The 25462-nt window shown below is 70.3% G+C and carries 5 protein-coding genes (1 of these 5 cut by a window edge); 2 read left to right on the top strand and 3 right to left on the bottom strand.

All coding sequences use genetic code 11. The features are described 5' to 3' along the window. Window positions 1–210: 210 nt before the first annotated feature. Window positions 211–1422, bottom strand: coding sequence for a vWA domain-containing protein (locus tag OV287_RS25795; protein WP_267536697.1), 1212 nt, complete (start codon window positions 1420–1422; stop codon window positions 211–213). Window positions 1423–1682: 260 nt separating this feature from the next. On the opposite strand from OV287_RS25795, the gene lon reads away from it, so the two are divergent. After that, a complete protein-coding gene (lon, locus tag OV287_RS25790) occupies window positions 1683–4160 on the top strand; it encodes an endopeptidase La (RefSeq protein ID WP_267536696.1) in 2478 nt (825 codons plus the stop codon). 121 nt (window positions 4161–4281) lie between these two features. Next, entirely contained in the window at window positions 4282–5223 is a 942-nt protein-coding gene (locus tag OV287_RS25785) for an N-acetylmuramoyl-L-alanine amidase family protein (RefSeq protein WP_267536695.1), read from the top strand. Here OV287_RS25785 and OV287_RS25780 read toward each other — a convergent pair. Beyond that, window positions 5194–25182 carry a non-ribosomal peptide synthetase gene (locus OV287_RS25780; RefSeq protein ID WP_267536694.1) on the bottom strand — a complete coding sequence of 6663 codons (19989 nt, stop codon included), beginning with the start codon at window positions 25180–25182 and terminating at the stop codon, window positions 5194–5196. The genes OV287_RS25785 and OV287_RS25780 overlap by 30 nt on opposite strands. Beyond that, a protein-coding gene (locus tag OV287_RS25775) for a non-ribosomal peptide synthetase/type I polyketide synthase (protein ID WP_267536693.1) crosses the window boundary here: on the bottom strand, window positions 25179–25462 show its end. The gene runs 11098 nt beyond the window's last position; 284 of the gene's 11382 nt are visible here — the last part of the coding sequence; its start codon lies beyond the right edge, outside the window; the stop codon is at window positions 25179–25181. The genes OV287_RS25780 and OV287_RS25775 overlap by 4 nt, the downstream gene beginning before the upstream one ends.

The raw sequence follows: 25462 nt of genomic DNA, 5'->3' as shown, positions 1-25462 counted from the left end.
TGACATGCGCCAGGAAATGTCGCCTGGTGATCAACCGGACGGCTTCTTTTTTACTGTTTCCGGGGGGTTACGCAGGGGGTGGCACACATACCCTCACCCCAGCCCTCTCCCAGAGGGAGAGGGGGCATGCACGGGCTCAACCTGGGGTCTAGATACCCTCACCCCGTCCCTCTCCCGGGGGGAGAGGGGTGGTTGGGCCAGGGGGGTTGGTCAGTTGGCGCAGAGCAGCTTCACTTCCAGCTTCTTGTCCGTCGGCCTCCTCTCGCACGAGGACTGGAAGTACAGGCGCGCCGCCCTCCCCTCCGCCGCCGGCTCGTACGTCAGATCGCGCCCCGCCACGCTGCACGTCTGCACCGTGCCGTCCTCCCGCGTCACCAGCACCTGCGCCAACCTCGCATCCGGCAGGTTCACCACCTCGATGCTCTGGGACGTCCTCGCCAGTGTCGCGATGGACACCAGCGTCTCTCGGAAGCTCGCTCGGCAGACGGAGTCCAGGTTCTTCAGCCCCGAATCGAACCGCTCCGCCATCTCCCGCTGCCGGAATCCCGGTCCATACGAGGTCGGGCAATCCACGTTGCGCACCACCGTTCCCTGCGGCGTCCGGTCCTGCACCGCTTCGGCCCTCTTGTCCCCCAGCGCCACCGGGCCAATCGTCGCCCAAAGCACCTCGCGCGCAGACCCCCTCCCGTCATCCAGGTTCCGGAAGAGCCGCACGTACTCCTGCACCGGCGTCAGCCGATCCGCCTGCTCGCTGCACAGGTCCACACTGGTGTCCTCCGTCAGCAACACCCTCGGCGGCCTCTCTGTGGTGCTGCAATCTTCCTCGTCCGAGACCACCACCACCAACAGCCGCGCCCCATCCCGCAGGAAGCCCCCGTTCCCCCCCTCCCCCACCGGCCTCGTGGACAGCGGCGGCGTCACCGCCAGCCTCACCGCCTCGAAGGGCGTCTCCTGGCCACTGCCGCTCGTCCCCACCTTCACCAGGCGACGGAACTTGGCCAGCAGATCCGGATCTCCCTCGTCCAGGTAGCGCTCGGCCGTGGGCCGGCCCAGCTCGTCCGGGATCGGCTGCAGCCGCCCCGCCTGATCGGGAAATTCCGTGAACTGCTCGCGGTTATCATAGAAGGCGTTCAGGTACACCGACGTCGTGATGACCCCCACGCGGAAGTCCTGCTCCACGTCGTTACCTCTCTGTAGCTCGTCCAGGAACGCGGGAAGCTCCGTCGCGATGGCCTGCTGCTCCTCGGCCATCGACCCCGAGTTGTCGATGACGAAGAGCAGATCCGTCTTCTGTGCCGAGATCAGCGGGGCGTCCACCTGACACTGGCCGGGCAGCGTAGAGCCCGGCTCCTCCACCGGAGAGGTACACGCCACGCCCCACAGGGCGACGGCCAGCAGCGCGCTCGAGCGGATGGGATGCATAGGGGGGTCTCCTGGAACGCGGCCGGATGTAGCACTCGCCGCGCCGCAACAAAGGGGGGGGGCCGCTTAACATGCCCCACCTCCGGGGGATGTGCGAGCAACCGTCCGGCACCCGACTGCCTACAGGAAAAACACAGGTCGCGTTTGCCATGTGCGTTTTGGTTGCTACGTTGGGTCAACTCTCACAGAAGATCGACAACTGAGTAGTTCTACCGGCTCGGAAGCTGTCCGGCCGGGCTGGAAACCGAGGCATCGACTACATGTCCGAAGACAAGAAGAAGGGTTCCGGCGCCGCTGCCATGCCGGCCGCGATGGCGCCCCCGGGGATGATCAACAAGGAGGACATTCCTCAGGTCCTGCCGATCCTCCCCCTGCGCAATTCAGTGTTCTTTCCGGGCGGCGTGCTCCCGCTCGCGGTGGGGCGGCAGAAGACGATCGCCCTCATCAAGGATGCGGTCCGTGACGACCAGGTGATCGGCGTCGTTACCCAGCGCCGCGCCGAGGAGGAGGACCCGGGTGCGTCCGACCTCTACACCATGGGCACCGTTGCCCGCATCGTGAAGCTCCTCAAGATGGGCGAGGACAACTACTCGCTCGTCGTCCAGGGTCTGGCGCGCTTCCGCGTCATGGATCTGGTGCAGGAGGCCCCCTACCTCAAGGCCCGCGTGGAGGCCGTGGAGGACAAGACCTCGGCGGAGAACGTCGAGGTGGAGGCCCTGGGCATCAACCTCAAGAAGCTGGCGCGCGAGGTCATCGAGCTGATGCCCGAGCTGCCGGCCGCGGCCACCGAGCTGGTCGAGTCCATCACCCACCCGGGCCACCTGGCGGACCTCATCGCCGCCAACGTGGACGTCCCCATCGAGGAGAAGCAGGCCGTCCTCGAGACCGTGGACCTCAAGGCCCGGATGAAGCTCGTGCTCGAGCTGCTCAACCGCAAGCGCGAGATCCTCAAGCTCTCCAACAAGATCGACTCCGCCGTGAAGGGCGAGATGTCGAAGACCCAGCGCGAGTACTACCTGCGCCAGCAGCTCAAGGCGATCAAGGAAGAGCTCGGCGAGATGGGCGAGGAGGAGGAGGAGCTCGACGAGCTGCAGGAGCGCCTGAAGAAGGCCGGCCTGCCGCCCGAGGTCGAGAAGGTGGCCAACAAGGAGCTCAACCGCCTGAAGACGATTCCGGCGGCCTCCAGCGAGTACACCGTCGCCCGTACCTACCTCGATTGGATCGCGGACCTGCCCTGGGCCAAGCTCAGCGAGGACAACCTCGACATCGAGAACGCGCGGCAGACGCTCGACAAGGACCACTTCGGCATCAAGAAGGTGAAGAAGCGCATCCTGGAGTACCTGGCGGTGCGCAAGCTCAAGAACGACATGCGTGGGCCCATCCTGTGCCTGGTGGGGCCGCCGGGTGTCGGTAAGACGTCGCTGGGTCAGAGCATCGCCAGGGCGGTGGGCCGCAAGTTCGTGCGCCTGTCGCTCGGTGGTGTGCGTGACGAGGCGGAGATCCGTGGCCACCGGCGTACCTACGTCGGCGCGCTGCCGGGCCGGTTCATCCAGAGTATGAAGAAGGCCGGGACGAAGAACCCGGTGATGATGCTGGATGAGATCGACAAGCTCGGAGCGGACTTCCGCGGCGACCCGAGCGCGGCCCTTCTCGAGGTGCTGGACCCGGAGCAGAACAACTCGTTCAGCGACCACTACCTGGACGTGGCGTTCGACCTGTCCAAGGTGCTCTTCATCGCCACGGCGAACCAGCTGGATCCGATCCCTGGCCCGCTCCGTGACCGCATGGAGATCATCGAGCTGTCGGGCTACACCTTCGAGGAGAAGCAGAGCATCGCGCGCATCCACCTGGTGCCCAAGCAGCTCAAGGAGCACGGGTTGAGCACGGATCACCTCACGATCACCGACGAGGCGCTGCTCACGCTGACCACCGCGTACACGCGCGAGGCCGGTGTGCGTAACCTCGAGCGGCGCATCGCGGACATCTGCCGCGCGGTGGCGGTGGAGGTGGCCGGCGGGAAGACGGACAAGCAAAACGTGGACAACAACCGGGTGAAGGAGATCCTGGGGCCCGAGATGTTCTACTCCGAGGTCGCCGAGCGCACCGAGGTGCCGGGTGTGTCCACGGGTCTGGCCTGGACGGCGGCTGGTGGTGACCTCCTCTTCATCGAGGCGACCAAGATGGCGGGCAAGGGCGGCATGACGCTCACCGGCCAGCTCGGCGACGTGATGAAGGAGAGCGCCACGGCAGCGCTGAGCTACCTGCGCAGCAAGGCGGAGGTGCTGGGCATCAACCCGAACTTCCTCGAGAAGACGGACCTGCACCTGCACTTCCCGGCGGGCTCCATCCCCAAGGATGGTCCTTCCGCGGGCGTGACGATCCTCACCGCGCTCACCAGCCTGCTGACGGGCATCCGGGTGCGTGGCGATACGGCGATGACGGGCGAGGCCACACTGCGTGGCCTGGTGCTGCCGGTGGGCGGCATCAAGGAGAAGGTGCTCGCGGCTCACCGCGCGGGCATCAAGCGCGTCATCCTCCCGGAGCGCTGCCGCAAGGACCTGCAGGACGTGCCGGAGCAGGCGAGGAACGAGATCGAGTTCATCTTCGCCACCCGCATGGACGAGGTGCTCCAGGCTGCGCTCGAGACCTCTCCGTTCAAGACGCCGATCGCTCCTCCGGAGGGCGGGGAGAAGTCGGTCCCTGTCCAGACGGAGCAGGCCCCCGAGGTCCGCGCCTAGCGCGGTCCTGAGTCAGGGCTGAAGTAGAATGACGGGCAGGTTCCCTCACGGGGGCCTGCCCGTTGTCATTTCCCCTCGCTCACGTGGGAACGCCGAGCGGCCGACCGGGGTCCGAGGAGACATGCAGAAGAGACCCGCGTGGCCGCTGCTCCTGGGCCTGGCCCTGTCCGCCGCCGGCTGCGAGGAGCAGGCCCGGGCCGCACCCCCTCCGCCCGAGGCCACCCCCGCCCCCGCCGTGATCGCCACCCCTGCCCCGGCGCCAGAGGCCCCACCCCGCTGGCCCGCCGCGAGCGCCCCGCTCACGGTGGCGAAAGTGGAGTTCCCCCGAGGCTTCGGGAAGAAGCGCCTCTACCTGGACGCGGGACACGGCGCGCCCGGGAACGAGGGAAACACCTCCGTCACCTGCGAGCCGGAGGAGGCTCACACGCTGCGGGTGGCCCAGGATCTGGCGAAGCGGCTGGAGGCCACGGGGCACTTCCTGGTGAAGCTGAGCCGGAAGTCCGGGGAGCGGCCCACGTACCAGACTCGGCTCGAGGAGGCGGAGCGCTGGCGGGCACAGCTCTTCGTGAGCATCCACTCGGACTCGCGGGGTGAGACGAGCTGGTGGCGGGGGTCACCGGAGGAGCATTGGTGCCTGAGAAATGACTCGGCCCCCGGCTACAGCGTGCTCTACGCCGATGACACCGCCGAGCCCCTGTTGTCCCGGCGGCTCACCCTCGCCCGGACACTGGCCCGGCGCATGGGCGAGGCGGGATTCCTGCCCTATGGCGGCGAGGACTACGTGGGCCTCTATGCCCCCGACTCCGAGCAGGCGGGGACCTTCGTGAGCCGTCACCTGCCCGGACAGCGCATCTTCGTGCTGCGCACGCCACCCATGCCCTCGATCATCATCGAGACGCACCACGCGCTCGACTTCGAGGAGGTGGCGCGCTGGCGCGAGGAACGCACCCTGGAGGCCTTCGCCGCAGCGGTGGCCCAGGGAGTGGTCGACGCCTTCGCTCCACCCCCCAGTGCCTCACCACCGCCCCGGGTCTCAACCCGTGCCACGCTCCCCGCGCCCTGACTCCGCTCGCTCCGCCTCCGCCAGCAAGCGAGCGAGCCGCTCCGCCAGCGCGTGCACGTGCGGCGCCCGGAGGACTCCGTGGTGGTCACCCGAGACCTCCTCGACCGAGATCCCAGAGGCGGTGAGCCGCCCCCAGCCATGCGTGGGCTCTACCTCGACGCCCCGCCGCGCGTCCCGCGCCCGGAGCAGCACCACCCGCCCCTCGTAGGGCTCGGGATTGTACTGGGCCACGGCGCGCAGGTTCGCCCGGGCCACCTCTAGCAGCACGCGCAGCTCCTCCAGGCCCATCCCGGGAGGCAACAGCCCAGCCTCGCGCGCCTGCGTCCAGAGGGCTCGGAGCTGCTCGTCGTGGGGCAGGCCCGCGAGGGACTCGGGCGCGAGGGACAGCTCTCGTCCGGCGCTCCGAGCCAGATCCGCCGCGAAGCCCGCAAGCAGCGTGGTGGAGTCTGGCTCCTGCGTGGACTGCCCGGCGGGGGCGAAGCTGTCCAGCAACACCAACAGGGCCACCTCCTGCCCCTGGCGCCGCAGCTCCCTCGCCATCTCGTAGGCCACCGCCCCGCCCAGCGACCAGCCTCCGAGGAGGTACGGCCCCTCGGGCTGCACGGCACGCACCTGCTCCACGTACCGGCGGGCCATGTCCTCCACGCGCGTGAGCGGGGCCTCGCTCCCGTCCAGCCCCGTGGCCTGTAGCGCATGGAAGGGACGTCCGGTGCCCAGGTGCCGCGCCAGCTCCGCGTAGCACAGGATGTTGCCCCCCACCGGGTGCACCCAGAAGGTCGGCGTGTTCCTGCCCTCGGGCTGCAACGTGACGCGGTTGCCCTGAACGGAGGCGGGAGTGCCCGCGCGCAGCCGGGCCGCGAGCGCCTCGACGGTGGGTCCCTCGAAGAGCGCCGCCAACGGCACGGTGCGTCCCAGCCGCTCCCGCAGCCGGGCCACCAGTCGCACCGCCAGCAGAGACTGTCCACCCAGCTCGAAGAAGCTGTCCGTCACTCCCACGGGCCGCACTCCGAGCACCTCCTCCCAGACCTGCACCAACTCCCGCTCCAGCTCATCCCTCGGCGACAGGGTGGTCCGGCCCTCCCGGCGCGACTCCCCGGGCGCGGGCAGGGCTCGCCCATCCACCTTCCCGCTGGAGGTGAGGGGCAGCGCTTCCAGGTAGACGAAGGCCGAGGGCACCATCGCCTCCGCCAACCGCTGGCGCAGCCTCGCACGGACTTCTCGCTCCTCGCGCGGCGTGGCCTCTCCCGGCACCAGGTACGCCACGAGCCGCGTCTCGCCCGAGGGGCTCTTCCAGGCCCTCACGTGCGCCTGCTTCGCTCCGGCCAGCTCCCGTAGCGCCGCCTCCACCTCTCCCGGCTCCACTCGGACGCCGTTCACCTTCACCTGCGCGTCCACGCGGCCCAGGAAGTCCAGCCGCCCGTCCGCCCTCCACCTCACCACGTCTCCCGTGCGGTACAGCCGCGCTCCCGGCTCGCTACCGAAGGGGTTCGGCACGAAGCGCTCCGCCGTCAGCTCGGGCCTCCCCATGTAGCCCCGCGCCAGCCCCGGCCCGCCCAGGTACAGCTCCCCCGCCACGCCCGGTGGCACCGGCCTCATCGCCCCGTCCAGCACGTAGGCCTGCGTGTTGGCCAGCGGCTTTCCAATCGGCGGACGGCTCTCACCCAGGACGCACTCCTCCCACGTGGCGAGCACCGACACCTCCGTGGGGCCATACCCGTTGACGAAACGACGACCCCTGCCCCACCGCTCCACCAGCTCCGGAGGGCACGCCTCGCCCGCGACCATCACCACCCGCAGGTGCTCCAGCCCCTCGTCCGGCAGCAGCGCCAGCACCGAGGGCGGTAGCGCCAGCACCGTCACCTTCCCCTCCACCAGCTCGCGCCTCAGCTCCTCCCCCAGCGGCACCCTGCCTCCCGCGGGCACGTACAGCGTCCCGCCCACCGCCACCGCCAGCAGGTAGTCCCACAGGGACACGTCGAAGCCCAGCGACGAGAACTGCATCACCCGGCTCTCCGCCTCCACTCCGAACGCCCCCGCCTTCCCCCGGACGAGATCGCACGCGCCCTCATGCGTCACCACCACGCCCTTGGGCCGCCCCGTGCTGCCGGAGGTATAGAGGACATAGGCCGCGTTGCTGGCCCGCACGCCGCTCTCCAGCGGGCCCACGTCCTCGCCCACCGCCTCCAACACCACCACCGAGGTGCCTTCCGGCGGTCGGCACCTGTCCTCCAACCCGCGCCTCGTCACCACCGCGCGCACGCCCGCGTCCCGCGCCATCCACTCCAGACGCTCCGCGGGCAGCACCGCCTCCAGCGGCACGTATACGCCGCCCGCCTTCTGGATGCCCCAGAAGGCCACCACCGCCTCCACGCTCTTCTCCAGCAGCACGCCGACGCGAACCTCCGGCCCCACCCCCTCTCGCCTCAGCCGGTGCGCCAGACTCCTCGCCCTCGCCTCCAGCTCCCGGTAGCTCAGCCTCTGCCCGCTGCCCTCCACCGCCAGTGCCTCTGGCGTCACCCTCGCCCGGTGCTCCAGCACCCGGCCCAGTCCCTCCTCCGCCCCCTCCACCCGCGGCCCCTGGCTCCACTCCTCCAGCACCCGGGACCGCTCCTCCCCCACCAGCAACTCCACCTCCGTCACCCGCCGCTCCGGCTCCCGCGCCACCGCCGTCAGCAGCGTCTCCAGGTGCCTCGTCAGACGCTCTATCGTCTCCGGCTCGAAGAGCGAGGCGTTGTAGGAGAACGCGCCCCGCAGCCCCTCCGGCATCCGCGCGAAGCCCAGCGTCAGCTCGAGCTTCGCCGCCGGGCCCTCCCGCTCCACCGGTGACAGCTTCAGCTCCCGCAGGGCGACCTCGTGGCCCGGCGTGTTCTGGAGCACGAGCATCACCTGGAAGAGGGGCGAGTGCCGCAGCTCTCGCTCCGGCTTCAGCTCCTCCACCAGCTTCTCGAAGGGCACGTCCTGGTGCGCATACGCCCCCAGCGCCACCTCGCGCACCCGTCCCAGCAGCTCCCGGAACGTCGGCGCTCCGCTCACATCCGTGCGCAGCACCAGCGTGTTGACGAACAGGCCGATCAGCCCCTCCACCTCCGCCCGCGTGCGCCCCGCCACCGGCGTCCCCACCACCACGTCCTCCTGCCCGCTCCAGCGCGCCAGCACCGCCTGGAAGCCCGCCAGCAGCACCATGAACAGGCTGCATCCCTCGCGTTGCGCCAAGGCCTCCAGCGCCTCGCTCAGCTCGAGCGACAGCTCCACCGGCACCCGGCCCGCCCTCTGCGTCCGGGCTGGGGCGCGCGGCATGTCCAGGGGCAGCCGCAACAAGGACGGACTGCCCGCGAGCCGCCGCCTCCAGTACGCGAGCTGCTCCTCCAGCACCTCTCCCTTCAGCCACTCCCGCTGCCAGCGCGCATGGTCCGTGTACCGCAGCGGCAGCTCCGGCAACGGGCTCGGCTGCCCTCGCGTGAAGGCGTCGTACAGCGCCGCCAGCTCCCGGAAGAGAATGCCCGCAGACCAGCCGTCGAAGACGATGTGATGCACCGTCAGCAGCAGCACGTGCTCCCGCTCTCCCAGCCGCAACAGCGTCGCTCGCAACAGCGGCCCCTGCGACAGCTCGAAGGGCCGGGACGACTCCTCGGAGGCGAGCCGCTCCACCGTCTCGTTCCGCGTCCCGACGTCCAGTGCCGACAGGTCCACCGGCGCCAGCGGCAACCTCAAGGGCCCGGAGAAGCACAGCACCGGCTCGCCCTCACGGCTCTGGAAGAAGGCCTGGAGCACCTCGTGCCGGCGCACCACCTCCTCCAGCGCGCGCTCCAACGCCACCGTGTCGAGCGGGCCCTCCAGCCGCAACGCGACGGGGATGTTGTACGCCGTGTTCCCCGGCTGGAGCTGCTCCAGGAACCACAGCCGCTGCTGGGCGAAGCTGAGCGGCGGCGGCCCGTCCGTGTCCACCGCCCGGACCAGGGGAGGCGCCACCACTGCCGCCACCCCACCCACCGAGGTGATGTGCGCGGCCAGTGCCTCGAGTATCGGTGCATCGAAGACGGCCTGCAGCGGCACCTCCACCCCGAGCTCCTTGCGCACCTGCGACACGAGCTGCGTGGCCAGCAGCGAGTGCCCGCCCAGGTCGAAGAAGCTGTCCGTCACGCCCACCGGCTCCACCCCGAGCAACTCCTCCCAGATGCGCACCAGCGTGCGCTCCAGCTCATTCCTCGGCGCGACACAAGGCCTACCCTCCGAGCGGACCTCCTCCGGAGCGGGCAGCGCTCGCCCATCCACCTTCCCGCTGGAGGTGAGGGGCAGGGCCTCCAGCCAGACAAGGGCCGAGGGCACCATGACCTCCGCCAGCCGCTGGCGCAGCAGCGCGCGGACTTCCCGCTCCTCGCGCGGCGTGGCCTCTCCCGGCACCACATACGCCACGAGCCGCGACTCGCCCGAGAGGCCCTTCCACGCCTTCACGTGCGCCTGCTTCGCTCCGGCCAACTCCCGCAGCGCCGCCTCCACCTCTCCCGGCTCGATCCGGACGCCGTTCACCTTCACCTGCGCGTCCACGCGGCCCAGGAAGTCCAGCCGCCCGTCCGCCCTCCACCTCACCAGATCTCCCGTGCGGTAGAGCCGCGCTCCCGGCTCGCCACCGAGGGCATCCGGAACGAAGCGCTCCGCCGTCAGCTCCGGCCTCCCCACGTAGCCCCGCGCCAGTCCCGGGCCTCCCACGTACAGCTCTCCCGCCACGCCCGGTGGCACCGGCCTCATCCCCCCATCCAGCACGTAGGCGCGCACGTTGCCCAGCGGCCCGCCAATGCCCGGCCGGCCTCCGCCCACCGCGCACTCCTCCCACGTGGCGCACACCGTCACCTCCGTGGGGCCATACCCGTTGACGAAGCGCCGCCCCGGGGCCCACCGATCCACCAGCTCCGGCCGACACGCCTCGCCTACGGACTTCACCACCCGCAGGTGCTCCAGCTCCTCGTCCGGCAGCAGCGCCAGCACCGAGGGCGGCAACGTCACCACCGTCACCTTCCCCTCCACCAGCTCGCGCCGCAGCTCCTCTCCCAGCGGCACCCTCCCGCCCGCCGGCACGTACAACGCCCCGCCCACCGACACCGGCAGCAGGAACTCCCAGATGGAGGCATCGAAGCCCAGCGACGCGAGCTGCATCACCCGACTCTCCGCTCCCACCCCAAAGGCCCGCACCTTGCCGCTCACCAGATCGCACGCGCCCTCGTGCGTCACCATCACACCCTTGGGCCGCCCCGTGCTGCCGGAGGTATAGAGGATGTAGCAGGCATTGCCCGGCTGGACTCCCGCCTCCAGCGCGCCCGCCGACTCCTCCAGTTCCTCCAGCCGCACTACGGACACGGCCTCGGGCAACCGGCACCGCGCCTCCAGGCCCCGCAGCGTCACCACCGCGCGCACGCTCGCGTCCCGCGCCATCCACTCCAGACGCTCCGCGGGCAACACCGCCTCCAGCGGCACGTATACGCCGCCCGCCTTCTGGATGCCCCAGAAGGCCACCACCGCCTCCACGCTCTTCTCCAGCAACACGCCGACGCGAACCTCCGGCCCCACTCCCTCTCTCCTCAGCCGGTGCGCCAGACTCCTCGCCCGCACCTCCAGCTCCCGGTAGCTCAGCCGCTGCCCGCTGCCCTCCACCGCCAGCGCCTCCGGCGTTACCGCCGCCTGGCGATCCAGCACCCGGCCCAGTCCCTCCTCCGCCCCCTCCACCCTCGGCCCCCGGCTCCACTCCTTCAGCACTCGGGCCCGCTCCTCCCCCACCAGCAACTCCACCGCCCCCACCCGTACGTCCGGCGCCCGCGCCACCGCCATCAGCAGCGTCTCCAGGTGCCTCGCCAGGCGCTCGATTGTCTCCGGCTCGAAGAGCGCCGCGTCGTACAAGAAAGTGCCCCGCAGCCCCTCCGGCGTCCGCGCGAAGCCCAACGTCAGATCGAGCTTCGCCTCCACGCCCTCGTGCTCCACCGGTGACAGCTTCAGCTCCGGCAGCGCCACTTCGCGCGCTGGGAGGTTCTCCATGACGAACAGCACCTGGAAGAGGGGCGAGTGCCGGGACTCCCGATCCGGCCTCAGCTCCTCCACCAGCTTCTCGAAGGGCACGTCCTGGTGTGCGTACGCCCCCAGCGCCACCTCGCGCACCCGGCCCAACAGCTCCCGGAACGTCGGCGCCCCGCTCACATCCGTGCGCAGCACCAGCGTGTTGACGAACAGGCCAATCAGCCCCTCCACCTCCGCCCGCGTGCGCCCCGCCACCGGCGACCCCACCACGATGTCCTCCTGGCCACTCCAACGCGCCAGCAGTGCCTGGTAGCCCGCCAGCAGCACCATGAACAGGCTGCTGCCCTCCTCGCGCGCCAGGGCCTCCAGCGCCTCGCTCGGCTCGCGCGCCAGCACCACCGGCACCCGGCCCGCACGCGGGGATCTCTGGGCCGGACGCGGCTTGTCCAGCGGCAGGTCCAACACCGGAGGACTGTCCGCCAGCCGCTGCCTCCAGTACGCGAGCTGCTTCTCCAACACCTCGCCCTTCAGCCACCCACGCTGCCACCTCGCGTAGTCCGCGTACCGCAGCGGCAACTCCGGCAACGGGCTCGGCTGCCCTCGCGTGAAGGCGTCGTACAGCGCCGCCAGCTCCCGGAAGAGAATGCCCGCAGACCAGCCGTCGAAGACGATGTGATGCACCGTCAGCAGCAGCACGTGCTCCTGCTCCCCCAGCCGCAGCAGCGTCGCTCGCAGCAGCGGCCCCCGCGACAGCTCGAAGGGCCGAGACGACTCCTCGGAGACGAAAAACTCCACCGCCCCGCGCCGCTGCTCCGCGTCCATCCCCGACAGGTCCACCGGCGTCAGCGGCAACCGCGAGGGCCCGGAGAAGCGCAGCACCGGCTCGCCCTCACGGCTCTGGAAGGAGGCCTGGAGCACCTCGTGCCGGCGCACCACCTCCTCCAGCGCGCGCTCCAGTGCCTCCCGCTCCAACCGGCCCTCCAGCCGCAGCGCATAGGGAATGTTGTACGCCGTGCTCTCCGACTGGAGCTGCTCCACGAACCAAAGCCGCTGCTGGGCGAAGCTGAGCGGCGGCGGCCCGTCCGTGTCCACCGCCCGGACCAGGGGGGTGACCGCCGCGGCAACCGCCCCACCCACCGCGGTGATGTGCGCGGCCAGGGCCCCGAGCGTCGGCGCATCGAAGAGTGCTCGCAGCGGCACCTCCACCCCGAGCTCCTTGCGCACCCGCGATACGAGCTGCGTGGCCAGCAGCGAGTGCCCGCCCAGGTCGAAGAAGTCGTCGTGCATGGCCACCCGCTCCACCCGAAGCAGCTCGCGCCAGATCCGGGCCAGGGCGAGCGCCACCGGGCCCTCGGGCTCCACGTACCCGAGCCGCGCCGGGTGCGCAGGAAGCAGCGCCGGAGGTGGCACGGGACGCGCCCCGGTGCTCTCTCCCAGCAGGCGAGGAAGCGGCTGATCTGGCTCCATCGCCACTGCGCCGAGCAACGCCTCCAGCTCCATCATCCACCGCGCCGCCGTGCCTTCGTCGAAGAGGCAGGCGTTGTAGCTGAACAGGCCCCGCACTCCTCCCTCCCACTCCTCCAGCGACAGCGAGAGATCGAACTTCGAACCTCCCTTATCCGTATCGAGGCCCGTGAGCGTGAGTCCCGGCAGCTCCAGCCGCGCCCGAGGCACGTTCTGCAGCGAGAACAGCACCTGGAAGAGCGGCGTGTACCGCGGATCCCGCACCGGCTTCAGCTCCTCCACCAGCTTCTCGAAGGGCACGTCCTGGTGCGCGTACGCCTCCAGCGCTCCCTCGCGCACCCGTGCCAGCAACTCCCGGAACGTCGGCGCTCCGCCCACCTGCGTGCGCAGCACCAGCGTGTTGACGAAGAAGCCAATCAGCCCCTCCACATCCGCCCGCGTGCGCCCCGCCACCGGCGTGCCCACCACCACGTCTTCCTGCCCGCTCCAGTGCGCCAGCAGCGCCTGGAAGCTGCCCAGCAGCACCATGAACAGGCTGCTCCCCTCCCGCCGCCCCAGCTCGCGCAAGGACTCCACCCGCTCCGCTGGCAGCGAGAACGCACGCGTGCCCGCGCGGAACTCCGGTACCTCGGGGCGCGGCTTGTCGAGCGGCAAGGTCAACACGGGCGGGCTACCCGCCAGCTTCCGCCTCCAGTACGCAAGCTGCGTGTCCAGCACCTCTCCCTTCAACCACTCGCGCTGCCACGCCGCGTAGTCCGCGTACTGCAACGGCAACCGCGCCAGTGGGTCCGGCTCACCTCGTGTGAAGGCCCTGTACAGCGCCGCCAGCTCCCTCACGAAGATGCCCGTGGACCAGCCGTCCGTGATGATGTGGTGCATCGTCAGCAGCAGCACGTGCTCGGACTCGCCCAAGCGCAGCAGCGTGGTCCGCAACAGAGGCCCCTCCGCCAGCACGAAGGGCGTCCGCGCATCCCGCATCGCGAGCCGGAGCACCTCGGCCTCGCGCTCCGCCTCCGGCAACCCAGAGAGCTCTACCTGCTCGAGCGGCATCCGCATCCGTTCCACGATGCGTGCCACCGGCCAGCCCTCCTCCTCGCCGAAGGTCGTGCGCAGCACCTGGTGACGCTCAACGATCGCCTCGATACCCCGTTGCAAGGCCTGGAGCTCCAACGCTCCCGTCAGCCGCACCGCATAGGGGATGTTGTAGGCCACGCTACCGGGCTGCAGCCGCTCCAGGAACCACAGCCGTTGCTGCGCGAAGCTGAGCGACGGCTCGCCTCTCGAACGCGCCACCAGCGGTGGCGGTGCCGCCGCCCCCGTGGCCAGACGCGGCGCCTGCTCCACCGCCCGCGCGAGCCCCTCCAGCGTGGGCTCCTCGAAGACGGCGCGCAGGGGCAGCTCCACTCCGAAGGTTCCACGCACCCGCGACACGAGCTGCGTGGCCAGCAGCGAGTGCCCGCCCAGCTCGAAGAAGGAGTCCGTCACGCCCACGCGCTCCACGCCCAGCGTGCGGGACCAGAGTTCCGCCAGTCGCTGCTCGGTGTCCGTGCGCGGCGCGATGAAGCCCTTGTTTCCTCCTGTCGTTCCCGGCAGCGGCAGCGCCTTGCGATCCACCTTGCCACTCGGGGTGAGCGGGAAGGCGGGTAGCTCGACGATCACCGCGGGCACCATCGGCTCGGGCAGGCGCTGGCGCAGACGGGCGCGCAGGTCAGAGAGGTTCAACCCGGGGGACGCTATACCCTCACCCCGTCCCTCTCCCGGGGGGAGAGGGGAAGTTGGAGGGAAAGTGGGAGGGGAAGTGGGGACCACGTAGGCGACCAGGCGCTGATCTCCTGGTCCGTACTCACGCACCGCGGCTACGGCCTCGCGTACCGAGGGCTGCTCGCGCAGGGCCGCTTCCACCTCGCCCAGCTCGATGCGGTGGCCTCGCAGCTTCACCTGGAAGTCCACGCGCCCGAGGAACTCCACCGTCCCGTTCGCCAGCCACCGGGCCCGGTCTCCTGTCCGGTACAGCCGCGCACCCGGCTCTCCGCCGAAGGCATCCGGCACGAAGCGCTCAGCCGTCGCGTCCGGACGCCCAAGGTACCCGCGCGCCAGTCCCGCTCCGCCGATGTACAGCTCGCCCGAGACTCCCACGCCCACCGGCTGTCCGATCCTGTCCAGCACGTACAGCCGCACATTCTCGATGGGCCCTCCCAGCACGGGGCGCCCATGCTCCAGCGTGATGGGGCACACCGTTGCGTCCACCGTGCACTCGGTGGGGCCATACACGTTGAAGGCACGCACCGCGCGCGACGCCGCCAGGCGCCTCCACAACGTCTCGGAGATGGCCTCGCCGCCCACCAACACGATCACCGGCCGCGTGGCCTCCTCCAGCCAGCCCGTCTCCACCAGCAACTGGAGTTGCGAGGGCGCGCAGTCGAGCACCTCCACCCGCTGGCGCTCCAGGTAGCCGCGCAGCGCCTCGCCATCGAAGCGGACGAGCTCCGGCGTCATGTCCAGCGTGTGCCCGCGCAGCAACTGGAAGAGCTGCTTCACCGATGTATCGAAGGACACCGAGCCGTTGACGCTCACCCGCTGCCCCGGCTCCAGCGCCGCGTACACCGCGCTGTGCAGCGCCTCGACGAGGTTGGCCACCGCCCCCTGCCGCACCATCACCGCCTTCGGCCGGCCCGTGCTGCCCGAGGTGTAGATGGCATACGCCAGGTGCTCCGGCCCCGCCCCTCCCGGCACCGGCATCTCCGGCTCCCCACGCAGCGACTCCGCCTCCGCGTCCAGCCGCAACAACCGCTGCCCGGGTCCCACCAGGCCCTCGGCGGCCTCACCCGCGGTCACCACCACTCCGGCTCCCGAGTCCTCCAGCATGTAGCGCAGCCGCTCGGGCGGGTACCCCGGATCCAACGGCACGTACGCACCGCCGGCCTTCAGGATGCCCCACAAGCCCACCACCAGCTCCAGCGAGCGCTCCAAGCACAGGCCCACCCGCACGTCCGGGCCCACGCCCATCCGCCGCAGCCGGTGCGCCACCTGGTTCGCCCGCGCGTCCAGCTCGCGGAAGGTGAGCCACACCGGCCCCATCACCACCGCGGGCACGTCTGGCGTGCGTGCCACCTGCGCCTCCAGCAGCGCCGCCAGTCCGGTTCTTCCCTCGCGCGCCACCGCCGTCGCGTTCCACTCGCGGAGCACCCGCTGGCGCTCCTCGTCGCTCAGCGGGGACAGCGCCTCCACCGGACGCTCCGCCGACTCCGCCATGACCTCCAGCAGGCGCTGGAAGTGCTCCAGCAGCCGCTGCGCGTCCGCACCGTCGATGCGGCGCTCGTCATGGAAGAGGTGCAGCCCCAACCCCTGGTGGGGATCCGCGATCAGCACCAGCGGGAAGCTGTCGAGCTCGAAGCTGCGCAGGTCGCGGATCTCCAACCCGGTTCCCTTCCCGAGCTCGCCCTCCAACGCACCGTCCACCCTCAGGTTCTCCACCACCACCAGTGACTCGAAGAGCGGCGTCCCGATCGGCACCTCGCTCCAACGACGCACCTCCACCAGCGGGCTGTAGTCATGCTGCCGCATCTCCAGCAGCCAGCTTTGCAGCTCCCTCAGCCACTCCCCCACGGGCTTGCCTCGGGCAACACGCGCGCGCACCGGCAGCGTGTTGATGAACATCCCGATGGTCTCCTCCACCCCAGGCAGCGTCGCCGGACGGCCGGAGACGGTGTTGCCGAACACCACGTCATCCTCACCACCGTGGTGGCGCAGCAGCAGCGCCCAGGCCCCCAGGAGGCACGTGCTCAGGGTGACCTTCTGCTGGCGAGAGAGCTCCTGCAGTGCGGCAGCCTGCTCGGGCGTCAGACGGACCCGCCGCTCCCGGCGCACGGGCACCCCGCCCGAGATGGGACCGCGATCCACTCCCACCTGTGTGGGAGATGTGAAGCCCGCGAGCGACTCGCGCCAGAACTCCTTCGCGGCGCCCAGCTCCTGACGCTGCAACCAGGCAATGAAGTCCCGATACGCGGGCGCCTCGGGCCAGTCCCTCGCGCCGCCGAGCACCAGCGCCCCGTAGCGGGCGAACACCTCGCGCAACATCAGCGGCATCGACCAGCCATCCAGCACCAGGTGCGAATAGCTGAGGACCAATCTCCAGGCCCGCTCGCCAACTCGCAGCAGGGCGAGCCGCAACAGGGGGGCTCGCTCCAGCTCGAAGCCTTGGCGCCGATCCGCGGCGATCCACGCGGCGAAGCGTGCCTCGAACTCCGAGGGCAGCACCTCGCGCCAGTCCTCCGATCGGATGGGAAGCTGCGCGTCCCGCATCACCACCTGCAGCGGCTCCTCCAGTCCCTCCCAGAGAAAGCCCGTGCGCAGGCTGGCGTGGCGGGCCACCGTCTCCTGCCACGCGCGAGCCACGGCGGTGACATCCAGCGGGCCCTCCAGCTCCCAGGAGAGCTGATTGAGGTACATGTCCGCGCTGGACGCGTGGAGCACGTGGAAGAGCAGTCCCTTCTGTAGCGGAGAGAGGGGGTACACGTCCTCGATGTTCCGGCGGCGCCTGGCATCTCCCCGCGCCACCCGCTCCACCAGTGCATCCAGCTCCTGCTGGCCCAGCTTCACGAGCGGAAAGTCGGACGGCGTGAAGCGCTCCCTACCCTCCAAGGCCCGCGCTCGCGCCACTGACTCCGCGGCCCGCTCGGACGCCGAGCCCGCCACCGCGGCGAGCCGGGCGATCGTCGGCTGGGAGAAGAGCTGCTTCGCAGTGATGTGGACTCCCGCCTGCGCGGCCCGCGAGATGATCCGGATGGCGAGGATGGAGTCGCCGCCTAGTTCGAAGAAGTCATCGTGGAGGCCGACACGCTCGTGCCCGAGCACCTGCGCCCAGGCATCTGCCAGTGCTCGCTCCTCGGGGGTGCGAGGCGGCTCATACGTGGCGGGCGTTTCCCGGGCCTGCTCCGGCGCGGGCAGGGCCTTGCGATCCACCTTGCCGCTCGTGGTGCGAGGCAGCGCCTCCAGCGGCACGAAGACCGAGGGCACCATGTACTCGGGCAAGCGCTGACCCAGGAAGGTGCGCAGCTTGGCGAGGTTCAGCCCGGGAACCGTGGCACCCTCACCCCGTCCCTCTCCCGGGGGGAGAGGGGATATGGGGGAAGCAGGAACCACGTAGGCCACGAGCCACGGTTCGCCACCGGCTCGCTTGCGGAGCACCACCACCGCCTCGCTCACCGATGGCTCCGCGCACAGGGCGGCCTCGATCTCCCCCAGCTCGATGCGGAACCCGCGCAGCTTCACCTGGTCATCGACCCGTCCGAGGAAATCGAGCTGCCCGTCCGGCATCCACCGGACGACGTCGCCCGTGCGGTACATGCGAGCACCGGGCTCGTCGCAGAAGGGATCCGGGATGAAGCGCTCGGAGGTCAGCTCCGGGCGGCCGAGGTAACCCCGGGCCACCCCCACGCCTCCCAGGTACAGCTCTCCGCGCACGCCCACGGCCACCGGTTGCAGGTGCGAATCCAGCACATACGTGCGAACCCCGGGGAAGGGCCGGCCGATGGACACCTGGTTCGCGTCCGGCGAGCAGTCGGCGAAGGTCGCGTAGATGGAGACTTCCGTAGGTCCGTACCCATTGACGAAACGCCGCCCCACGCCCCAGCGCCTCGGCAGCCTCGGGCTGCAGGCCTCACCCACCACGATGATCGACTCCAGGGCGGGCAGCTCCTCGACGGGGGTGGCCTCCAGGACGGAGGGGGTGAAGGCGGCGGCGGCCACGCGCTCCTCGCGCAACACCCGCAGCAGCTCCGCTCCGGGCATGAGCGCCTCGCGCGGAGCCATCACCAACACCGCGCCCGCGTTGAACGCGCCGAAGATGTCGAAGACGGAGATGTCGAAGCTCGCCGAGGCGAACTGCAACACCCGCTTGCCCGGTCCCGCCGCCCACCAGGAGCGGCAGGTCCACAAGACGGTGTTGCAGGCCCCCCGGTGCTCCACCAGGACGCCCTTGGGCTTGCCCGTGGAGCCCGAGGTGTAGATGACATAGGCAAGCTGCTCCGGGCTCACCTCCACCCCGGGAGAAGTCCACGGCTCACGTGCGAGGGCCTCGCGCTCCGCCCGCGCGTCGAGCAGCACCCGCCGCACGTCCTGCCCCTCCAGCCACGCGGCCGTGCGCTCCTGAGCGATCACCACGGATGCTCCGCAGTCCTCCAACAGGGACTGGAGCCGCACCGCCGGCCAGGCGGAATCCACCGGCACGTACACCCCGCCGGCCTTCAGGACTCCCAACATGGCGATGATCAGCTCCGCGGAGCGCTCCAGGCTCAACACCACCCGGGACTCCGCCCTCACGCCGAGCCCTCGCAGGTGGTGCGCGAGCTGGTTCGCCCGTGCGTCCAGCTCCGCATAGGTCAGCAGCTCCGCGCCGAAGACGAGTGCCTCCGCCTCTGGAGACGCCGCCGCCTGCTTCTCGAAGAGCCGGTGCAGCAACGCATCCTCCGCCGGAGCCACCCCCACCCCACTCCACTCCCGCAGCAGCCGTTGCCGCTCGGACGCGTCCACCGGAGACAGCTCGCCCAACCGTTGCTCGGGCCGGGCCACCATGGACTCCAGCAGGTGGCGCAACTGCCCCAGCACCCGGCCGATATGCTCCGCGTCGAAGCGCGTCGCGTCGTAGGCCAGGTGCAGCGGCAGCTCCCGCGCCGGCGACGAGATGAGCGTCAGCGGATGGTGATCCGACTCCAACGAGCGGACGTCACGCACCTCCAGCGAGGGCAACGACGCCGTGAGCGCCGCGTCCACCGGGTAGTTCTCGAAGATCACCAGGCTCTCGAAGAGCGGCGTGCCCGCGGGCACCTCACTCCAGCGCTGGACCTTCACCAGTGGCGAGTGCTCGTGCTGCCGCATCTCCAGCAGCCACGCCTGGAGACGCTGGAGCCAGGGAACGAGTGGCTCGTCCCGCGTCAGGCGCACGCGCACCGGCAGCGTGTTGATGAACAGGCCCACCATGCCCTCCACTCCGGGCAACTCCGGTGGACGGCCGGACACCGTGGTGCCGAAGACGACATCCCTCGTCCCCGCGTAGTGCCCGAGCAGCAGCGCCCAGGCTCCTTGCAGCACGGTGTTGAGCGTGAGCCCCTGCTGGCGCGCGAACGTGTTCAGCGCCTCGGTCGTGGCGGCGGACAAGTGGATCTGCCGCGTCGCCCTGCTTACTCCGGGCACGTCCTGGCTCGCGGTGCCCCGGCCCAGATCGGTGGGCTCGGAGAAGCCCGCGAGCGAGTGGCGCCAGAAGCGCTCGGACTCCTCCAGGTTCCGCACCTGGAGCCAGCCAATGTAATCGCCATAAGGCCGCGTCTGCTCCATCCGCGGCGCCTTCCCCTGCGAGAGCTGCTCGTAGAGGGTGAAGACCTGGCGGATGACGATGGGAACGGACCACCCGTCCAGCAGCAGGTGGTGGTGGCTGAAGACGAAGCGGTACACCGCGCCCCCGGTGCGCAGCAGGGCGAGCCGGCTCAACGGCGGCGAGGACAGGTCGAAGCTCCGGCGGCGATCCGCCTCCAGCCATGTGGAGAAGCGCGCCTCCTGCTCTGGCGCCGGCACCTCACGCCAGTCCTCCTGAACGATCGGCAACTCCGCCTCGCGGAGCACTACCTGCAGGGGCTCGTCGACCCCCTCCCAGACGATGGCCGTCCGGAGGATGGGGTGTGCGTCCACCACCTGCCGCCAGGCCCGTGCGAAGGCGGAGAGGTCCAGCGCTCCGCGCAGTTCGCAGACGAGCTGGTTGAAGTACATGCCTCCGCCCTGCTCGCGCAGGACGTGGAAGAGCATTCCCTGCTGCAGGGGCGAGAGCGGATACAGGTCCTCGAGGTTCCGCCGCCCGCGCGCACTGCCCCGGGCCACGCGCTCCACCAGCGCATCGAGCTGCTTCTGCCCAAGGGGTGCCAGCGGGAAATCGGACGGGGTGAGGAGGCTCGCCGCGTCCTCCGAGGTGCAGCGCCTGAGCAGGGCTCGCACTGCGTCCAGGAAGCCGCGAGCCAGGGACTCCAGCGTCTCCTTCCGATAGAGGTGCTCGCCGTACGCCCAGGAGATCTGAAGGCGCCCTCCAGAGACGAGAGCATTCACGCCAATCCGGTGGGATCGATGGGCCCTCGGGTCCTGCGTGGGTCCCACGGACTCGGAGGTCAGCGCGAGCGGTGACTCAGGCGGCAGCACATGGTCGAGCTGCCCCAGGTAGTTGAATGAGACCTCCGAGGCCGAAAGCGAACGCAGGCGGGCAGCCAGCGCCTCATCCTTCGAGAGATAGCGCAGCACGCCGAACCCCAAGCCGCGGCGGGGAATGCGCCGCAAGGACTCCTTGACGGCCCTGAGCCCCGACTCCGGCGTCTGACCCTCCCCTGCCTCCAGCAGCACCGGATACAGGCTCGTGAACCACCCCACGGTGCGTGACAGGTCCACGCTGTCGAGCACGTCCTCGCGCCCGTGCCCCTCCAGGTCCACCTGCAGGCAGGACGCTCCCGTCCAGCGGCGGAAGGACTCCACCAGCGCGGCCAGCAGGACTTCCTCCACTCGCGCTCGCCATACCCGCGGCACTTCCTGGAGAAGCACCCGCGTCTCCTCCGCGTCGAGCTCCACCTGCACCAGACGCGCGGCGCCCTCGGTGTCCTCACCTCCGGGTAGCTCCACGGGCAGGCGGGACGCGCGCTCCCAGGGCAGGCCCAGCCAATACCCCGCGTCCTCCCGCAGGGCCGGCGTCTGGGCATACGACTCCAGCCGCTCCGCCCACTGCTGGAAGGAGGTGGTTTTCGGCGGCAGTTGCACCGGACCACCCGCTCGGAGCTGCGCCCCCGCGGTGATGAGGTCCGTCAACAGCACCCGCCACGAGACGCCGTCCACCACAAGGTGATGGATGATGAGCAACAACCGCCGGGGCTCTCCCGCCCCCAGGTCGTACAGCACCGCGCGCGCAAGTGGCCCCTGGTCCAATCCCAGCGAGGCCTGCGTCCGAGCGGCATGCGCCTCCAGGGCCGCACGGCGCGCCCCCGGCTCCAGAGCGGAGAGGTTCACCCGCTCCAGCGGGAAGCGGCCCTCGGAGCCTCCATGCTCCTGGCTCCAGCCTTCATCGCTCCGAGAGAACCGCAGGCGCAGCGCATCGTGGTGCTGGCTCAGGTGATGAAGCGCCTGCTCGAGCAGGGCCACGTCCCAGGGCTCGCGCAAGGCGAAGAGCAGTGCCTGGTTATAATGATGCGGGCTCACCCGCTCCTGCTCGAAGAACCAGCGCTGGATGGGCGTAGGCACCACCGGCCCTGTCACCAGCGACTGCTCGGCCACAACTCCAGGGGCTGAGCCCGCCACCGCCGCGAGCTGCGCGATCGTCCGGTGCGAGAAGAGCTGCTTCGCGCTGATGTGGAGCCCGGCCTGCGCGGCCCTCGAGATGATCTGGATGGCGAGGATGGAGTCGCCGCCCAGCTCGAAGAAGTCGTCATGGATGCCCACCTGCTCGTGCCCGAGCACCTGGGCCCAGACCTCCGCCAGCGCGCGCTCGGCAGGAGTACGCGGAGGCTCATAGGAGCCAGGGACCTCACGCACCTGCTCCGGCGCGGGCAACGCCCGGCGATCCACCTTACCGCTCGTATTGAGGGGCAGCGCGTCCAGCAGCACGAAGACCGCGGGCACCATGTACTCGGGGAGGCGCTGACGCAGGGAGGCGCGTAGCGTGGAGAGATCCAACCTGGGAGCCGTGGCACCCTCACCCCGTCCCTCTCCCAAAGGGAGAGGGGAAGTGGGGGAAGTGGGGGAAGTGGGGGAAGTGGGCACCACGTAGGCCACCAGCTTCGCCTCGCCCTGGGCTCCCTTGCGGAGCACCACCACCGTCTCGCTCACCGAGGGCTCCGCGCGCAGGGCGGCCTCGATCTCGCCCAGCTCGATGCGGAAGCCGCGCACCTTCACCTGCTCGTCGGCGCGACCGAAGAACTCGAGCTGCCCGTCCGGCATCCACCGGACGACGTCACCCGTGCGGTACATGCGAGCCCCAGGCTCTCCGCTGAAGGGCTCTGGAAGATAACGCTCCGCCGTCAGCTCTGGCCGCCCGAGGTAGCCCCGGCTCACACCCGCGCCGCCGACGTACAGCTCACCCCGCACGCCCTGGGCCACCGGACGCAGTTCCGCGTCCAGCACGTAGAGGCGGGCGCCTCCGATCGGCGGACCCAGAGGCGTCACCGGCGCACCCGGCACGCAGTCGGCCAGGGTCGCGCAGATGGTGATCTCCGTCGGCCCGTACACGTTGATGAAGCGCCGCCCCGTGCCCCAGCGCTTCGTCAGCCCCGGGTTGCAGGCCTCGCCCGCCGCCATCACCGTCTCCAGCAGGGGCAGCGACTCGGCAGGTGTCACCTCCAGGACGGAGGGCGTGAGCATGGCCGAGGTGATCCGCTGCTCGCGCAGCAGCCGCACCAGATCCGGCCCAGGCTGAATGGCCTCGCGCGAGGCCACCACGAGCGCCGCGCCGTCGAGCAGCGCGCCGTAGATCTCCGAGACGGATGCGTCAAAGCTCGCCGAGGCGAACTGCAGCACCCGCTTGCCCGGCCCCACGGCCCAGGCCCAACGAGAGACCCGCACGGTGTTGCAGACGTTCCGGTGCTCCACCAGCACGCCCTTGGGCCTGCCCGTCGAACCCGACGTATAGATGATGTACGCGAGCTGCTCGGGGTGCACCCGCACTTCGGGAGCCGTCCGAGGAGCCAGCGAGAGCGCCTCGAGGTCCGCCTGCGCATCGAACACCACGCGAGGCACGTCCCGTCCCTCCAGCCAGGCAGAGGTCCGCGACTGCACGAGCACCGCGACGGCACCGCTGTCCTCCAGCAAGGACTGGAGTCGAGCCGCCGGCCACGCCGGATCCACCGGCACATACGCGGCACCGGCCTTGAGCACGCCCAGCATGGAGACAATGAGATCCAGAGAGCGCTCCAGGCACAGCACCACCCGGGACTCCGCCTTCACGCCGAGCCCGCGCAAGTGGTGCGCGAGCTGGTTGGCCCGTGCATCGAGCTCCGCGTAGGTAAGCCGCTCGGAGCCGAACACCAGCGCCTCGGCCTCCGGCGTCCGCGCCACCTGCTCCTCGAAGAGGTGATGGAGCACAGCCGGCTCGGTGGAAGGCCCGCCTGCGGTGCTCCACTCCTGGAGAAGCCGCTGGCGTGCGGCCGCGTCCACCGGGGACAGCTCGCGCAGCCGCTGCTCCGGCCGGGAGGCCATGGCCTCGAGCAACAGACGCAGTTGTCCCAGCATCCCGTCCACATGGTCCGCGTCGAAGCGAGCGCACTCATGGGAGAGGTCCAACCGCAGCTCGCGGCCCGGCACGGCCACCAGCGTCAGCGGGTGATGGTCCTCCTCGGCGGCGCGCACGTCGCGCACCTCCAGCGAGGGCAGCGATGCCGTGAGTGCCGCGTCCACCGGGTAGTTCTCGAAGACAACCAGGCTCTCGAAGAGCGGCGTACCGGAGGGGACCTCGCTCCAGCGCTGGACCTTCACCAGCGGCGAGTGCTCGTGCTGCCGCATCTCCAGCAGCCACGCCTGGAGTCCCTTCAGCCACTGAATGAGCGGCTCATCCGACGGCAGACGCACGCGTACCGGCAGCGTGTTGATGAACAGGCCCACCATGCCCTCCACGCCGGGCAGCTCTGGTGGACGGCCCGACACCGTGGTGCCGAAGACGACGTCCTTCGTCCTCCCGTAGTGCCCGAGCAGCAGCGCCCAGGCCCCCTGCACCACGGTGTTGAGCGTGAGCCCCTGCTGGCGCGCGAGCGCGTTCAGCGCCTCGGTGGTGGAGGCGGACAAGTGAATCCGCCGGGTGGTGCGGCCGGACGTGGGCCAGCCCTCCGCGGGGGGGAAGCCCCTCCCCAGCTCGGTGGGCTCGGAGAAACCCGCGAGCGAGCGGCGCCAGAAGCGCTCGGACTCCTCCAGCCCGCGCTCCTGAATCCACTCGATGTAATCACCGTAGGGCCGTGCCTGCTCCACGCGCGGCGTGAGGCCCCGGACGAGGCTCTCGTAGAGGACGAAGACTTGCTTGATGAGGAGGGGAACGGACCACCCGTCCAGCAAGATGTGGTGGTGGCTGAAGACGAAGCGGTACGCCGAGTCCCCGGTGCGCAGCAGCGACAGGCGCAGCAGCGGCGGCGTGCCCAGGTCGACTCCCCGGCGGCGATCTTCCTCCAGCCAGGCGGTGAAGCGCGCCTCCTGCTCCTCGGCCGGAGTCCCGCGCCAGTCCTCCTGCTCGAGCGGCAGCTCCACCTCGGTGAGCACCACCTGGAGGGGCTCGTCGACGTCCTCCCAGACGATGGCCGTGCGAAGGATGGAGAACGCCGCCACCGCCCGCCGCCAGGCCTCCGTGAAGGCCGGGAGGTTCAGCGCCCCGCGCAGCTCGCAGGAGAGCTGGTTGAAGTACAGACCAACGCCCTGCTCCTGGAGGACGTGGAAGAGCATTCCCTGCTGCAGCGGGGAGAGCGGGTACAGGTTTTCGATGTTGTCGCTCATTTGGTCTTCTTGCCGAACCGGGCGGAAAGCTTGTCGAGCTGGGACTGCTTCACCTTGGCCATCGGGAAGTCAGAAGGCGTGTGGCCTCCGGCCTCGGGGGACTGGCAGTGCGCGATCAGCTCGCGCAGCCGCTCCAGGAAGTCCGCCGCGAGCTTCTCGACGGTCTCCTTCCGGTGAATCAACTCCCCATACGTCCACGTCATCTGGAGGCGGCCGCCCACCACGGCGCCCACCACGTCGAGCAGGTACGGCCTGCGGGTGCGAGGCCCACGCTGCGGTC

The organism is Archangium lansingense, from assembly GCF_026626635.1.
GTDB classification, from domain to species: Bacteria; Myxococcota; Myxococcia; order Myxococcales; family Myxococcaceae; genus Archangium; species Archangium lansingense.
The sequence above is the reverse complement of the archived record's forward strand: the minus strand, read 5'-3'. Positions and strand labels throughout refer to the sequence as shown.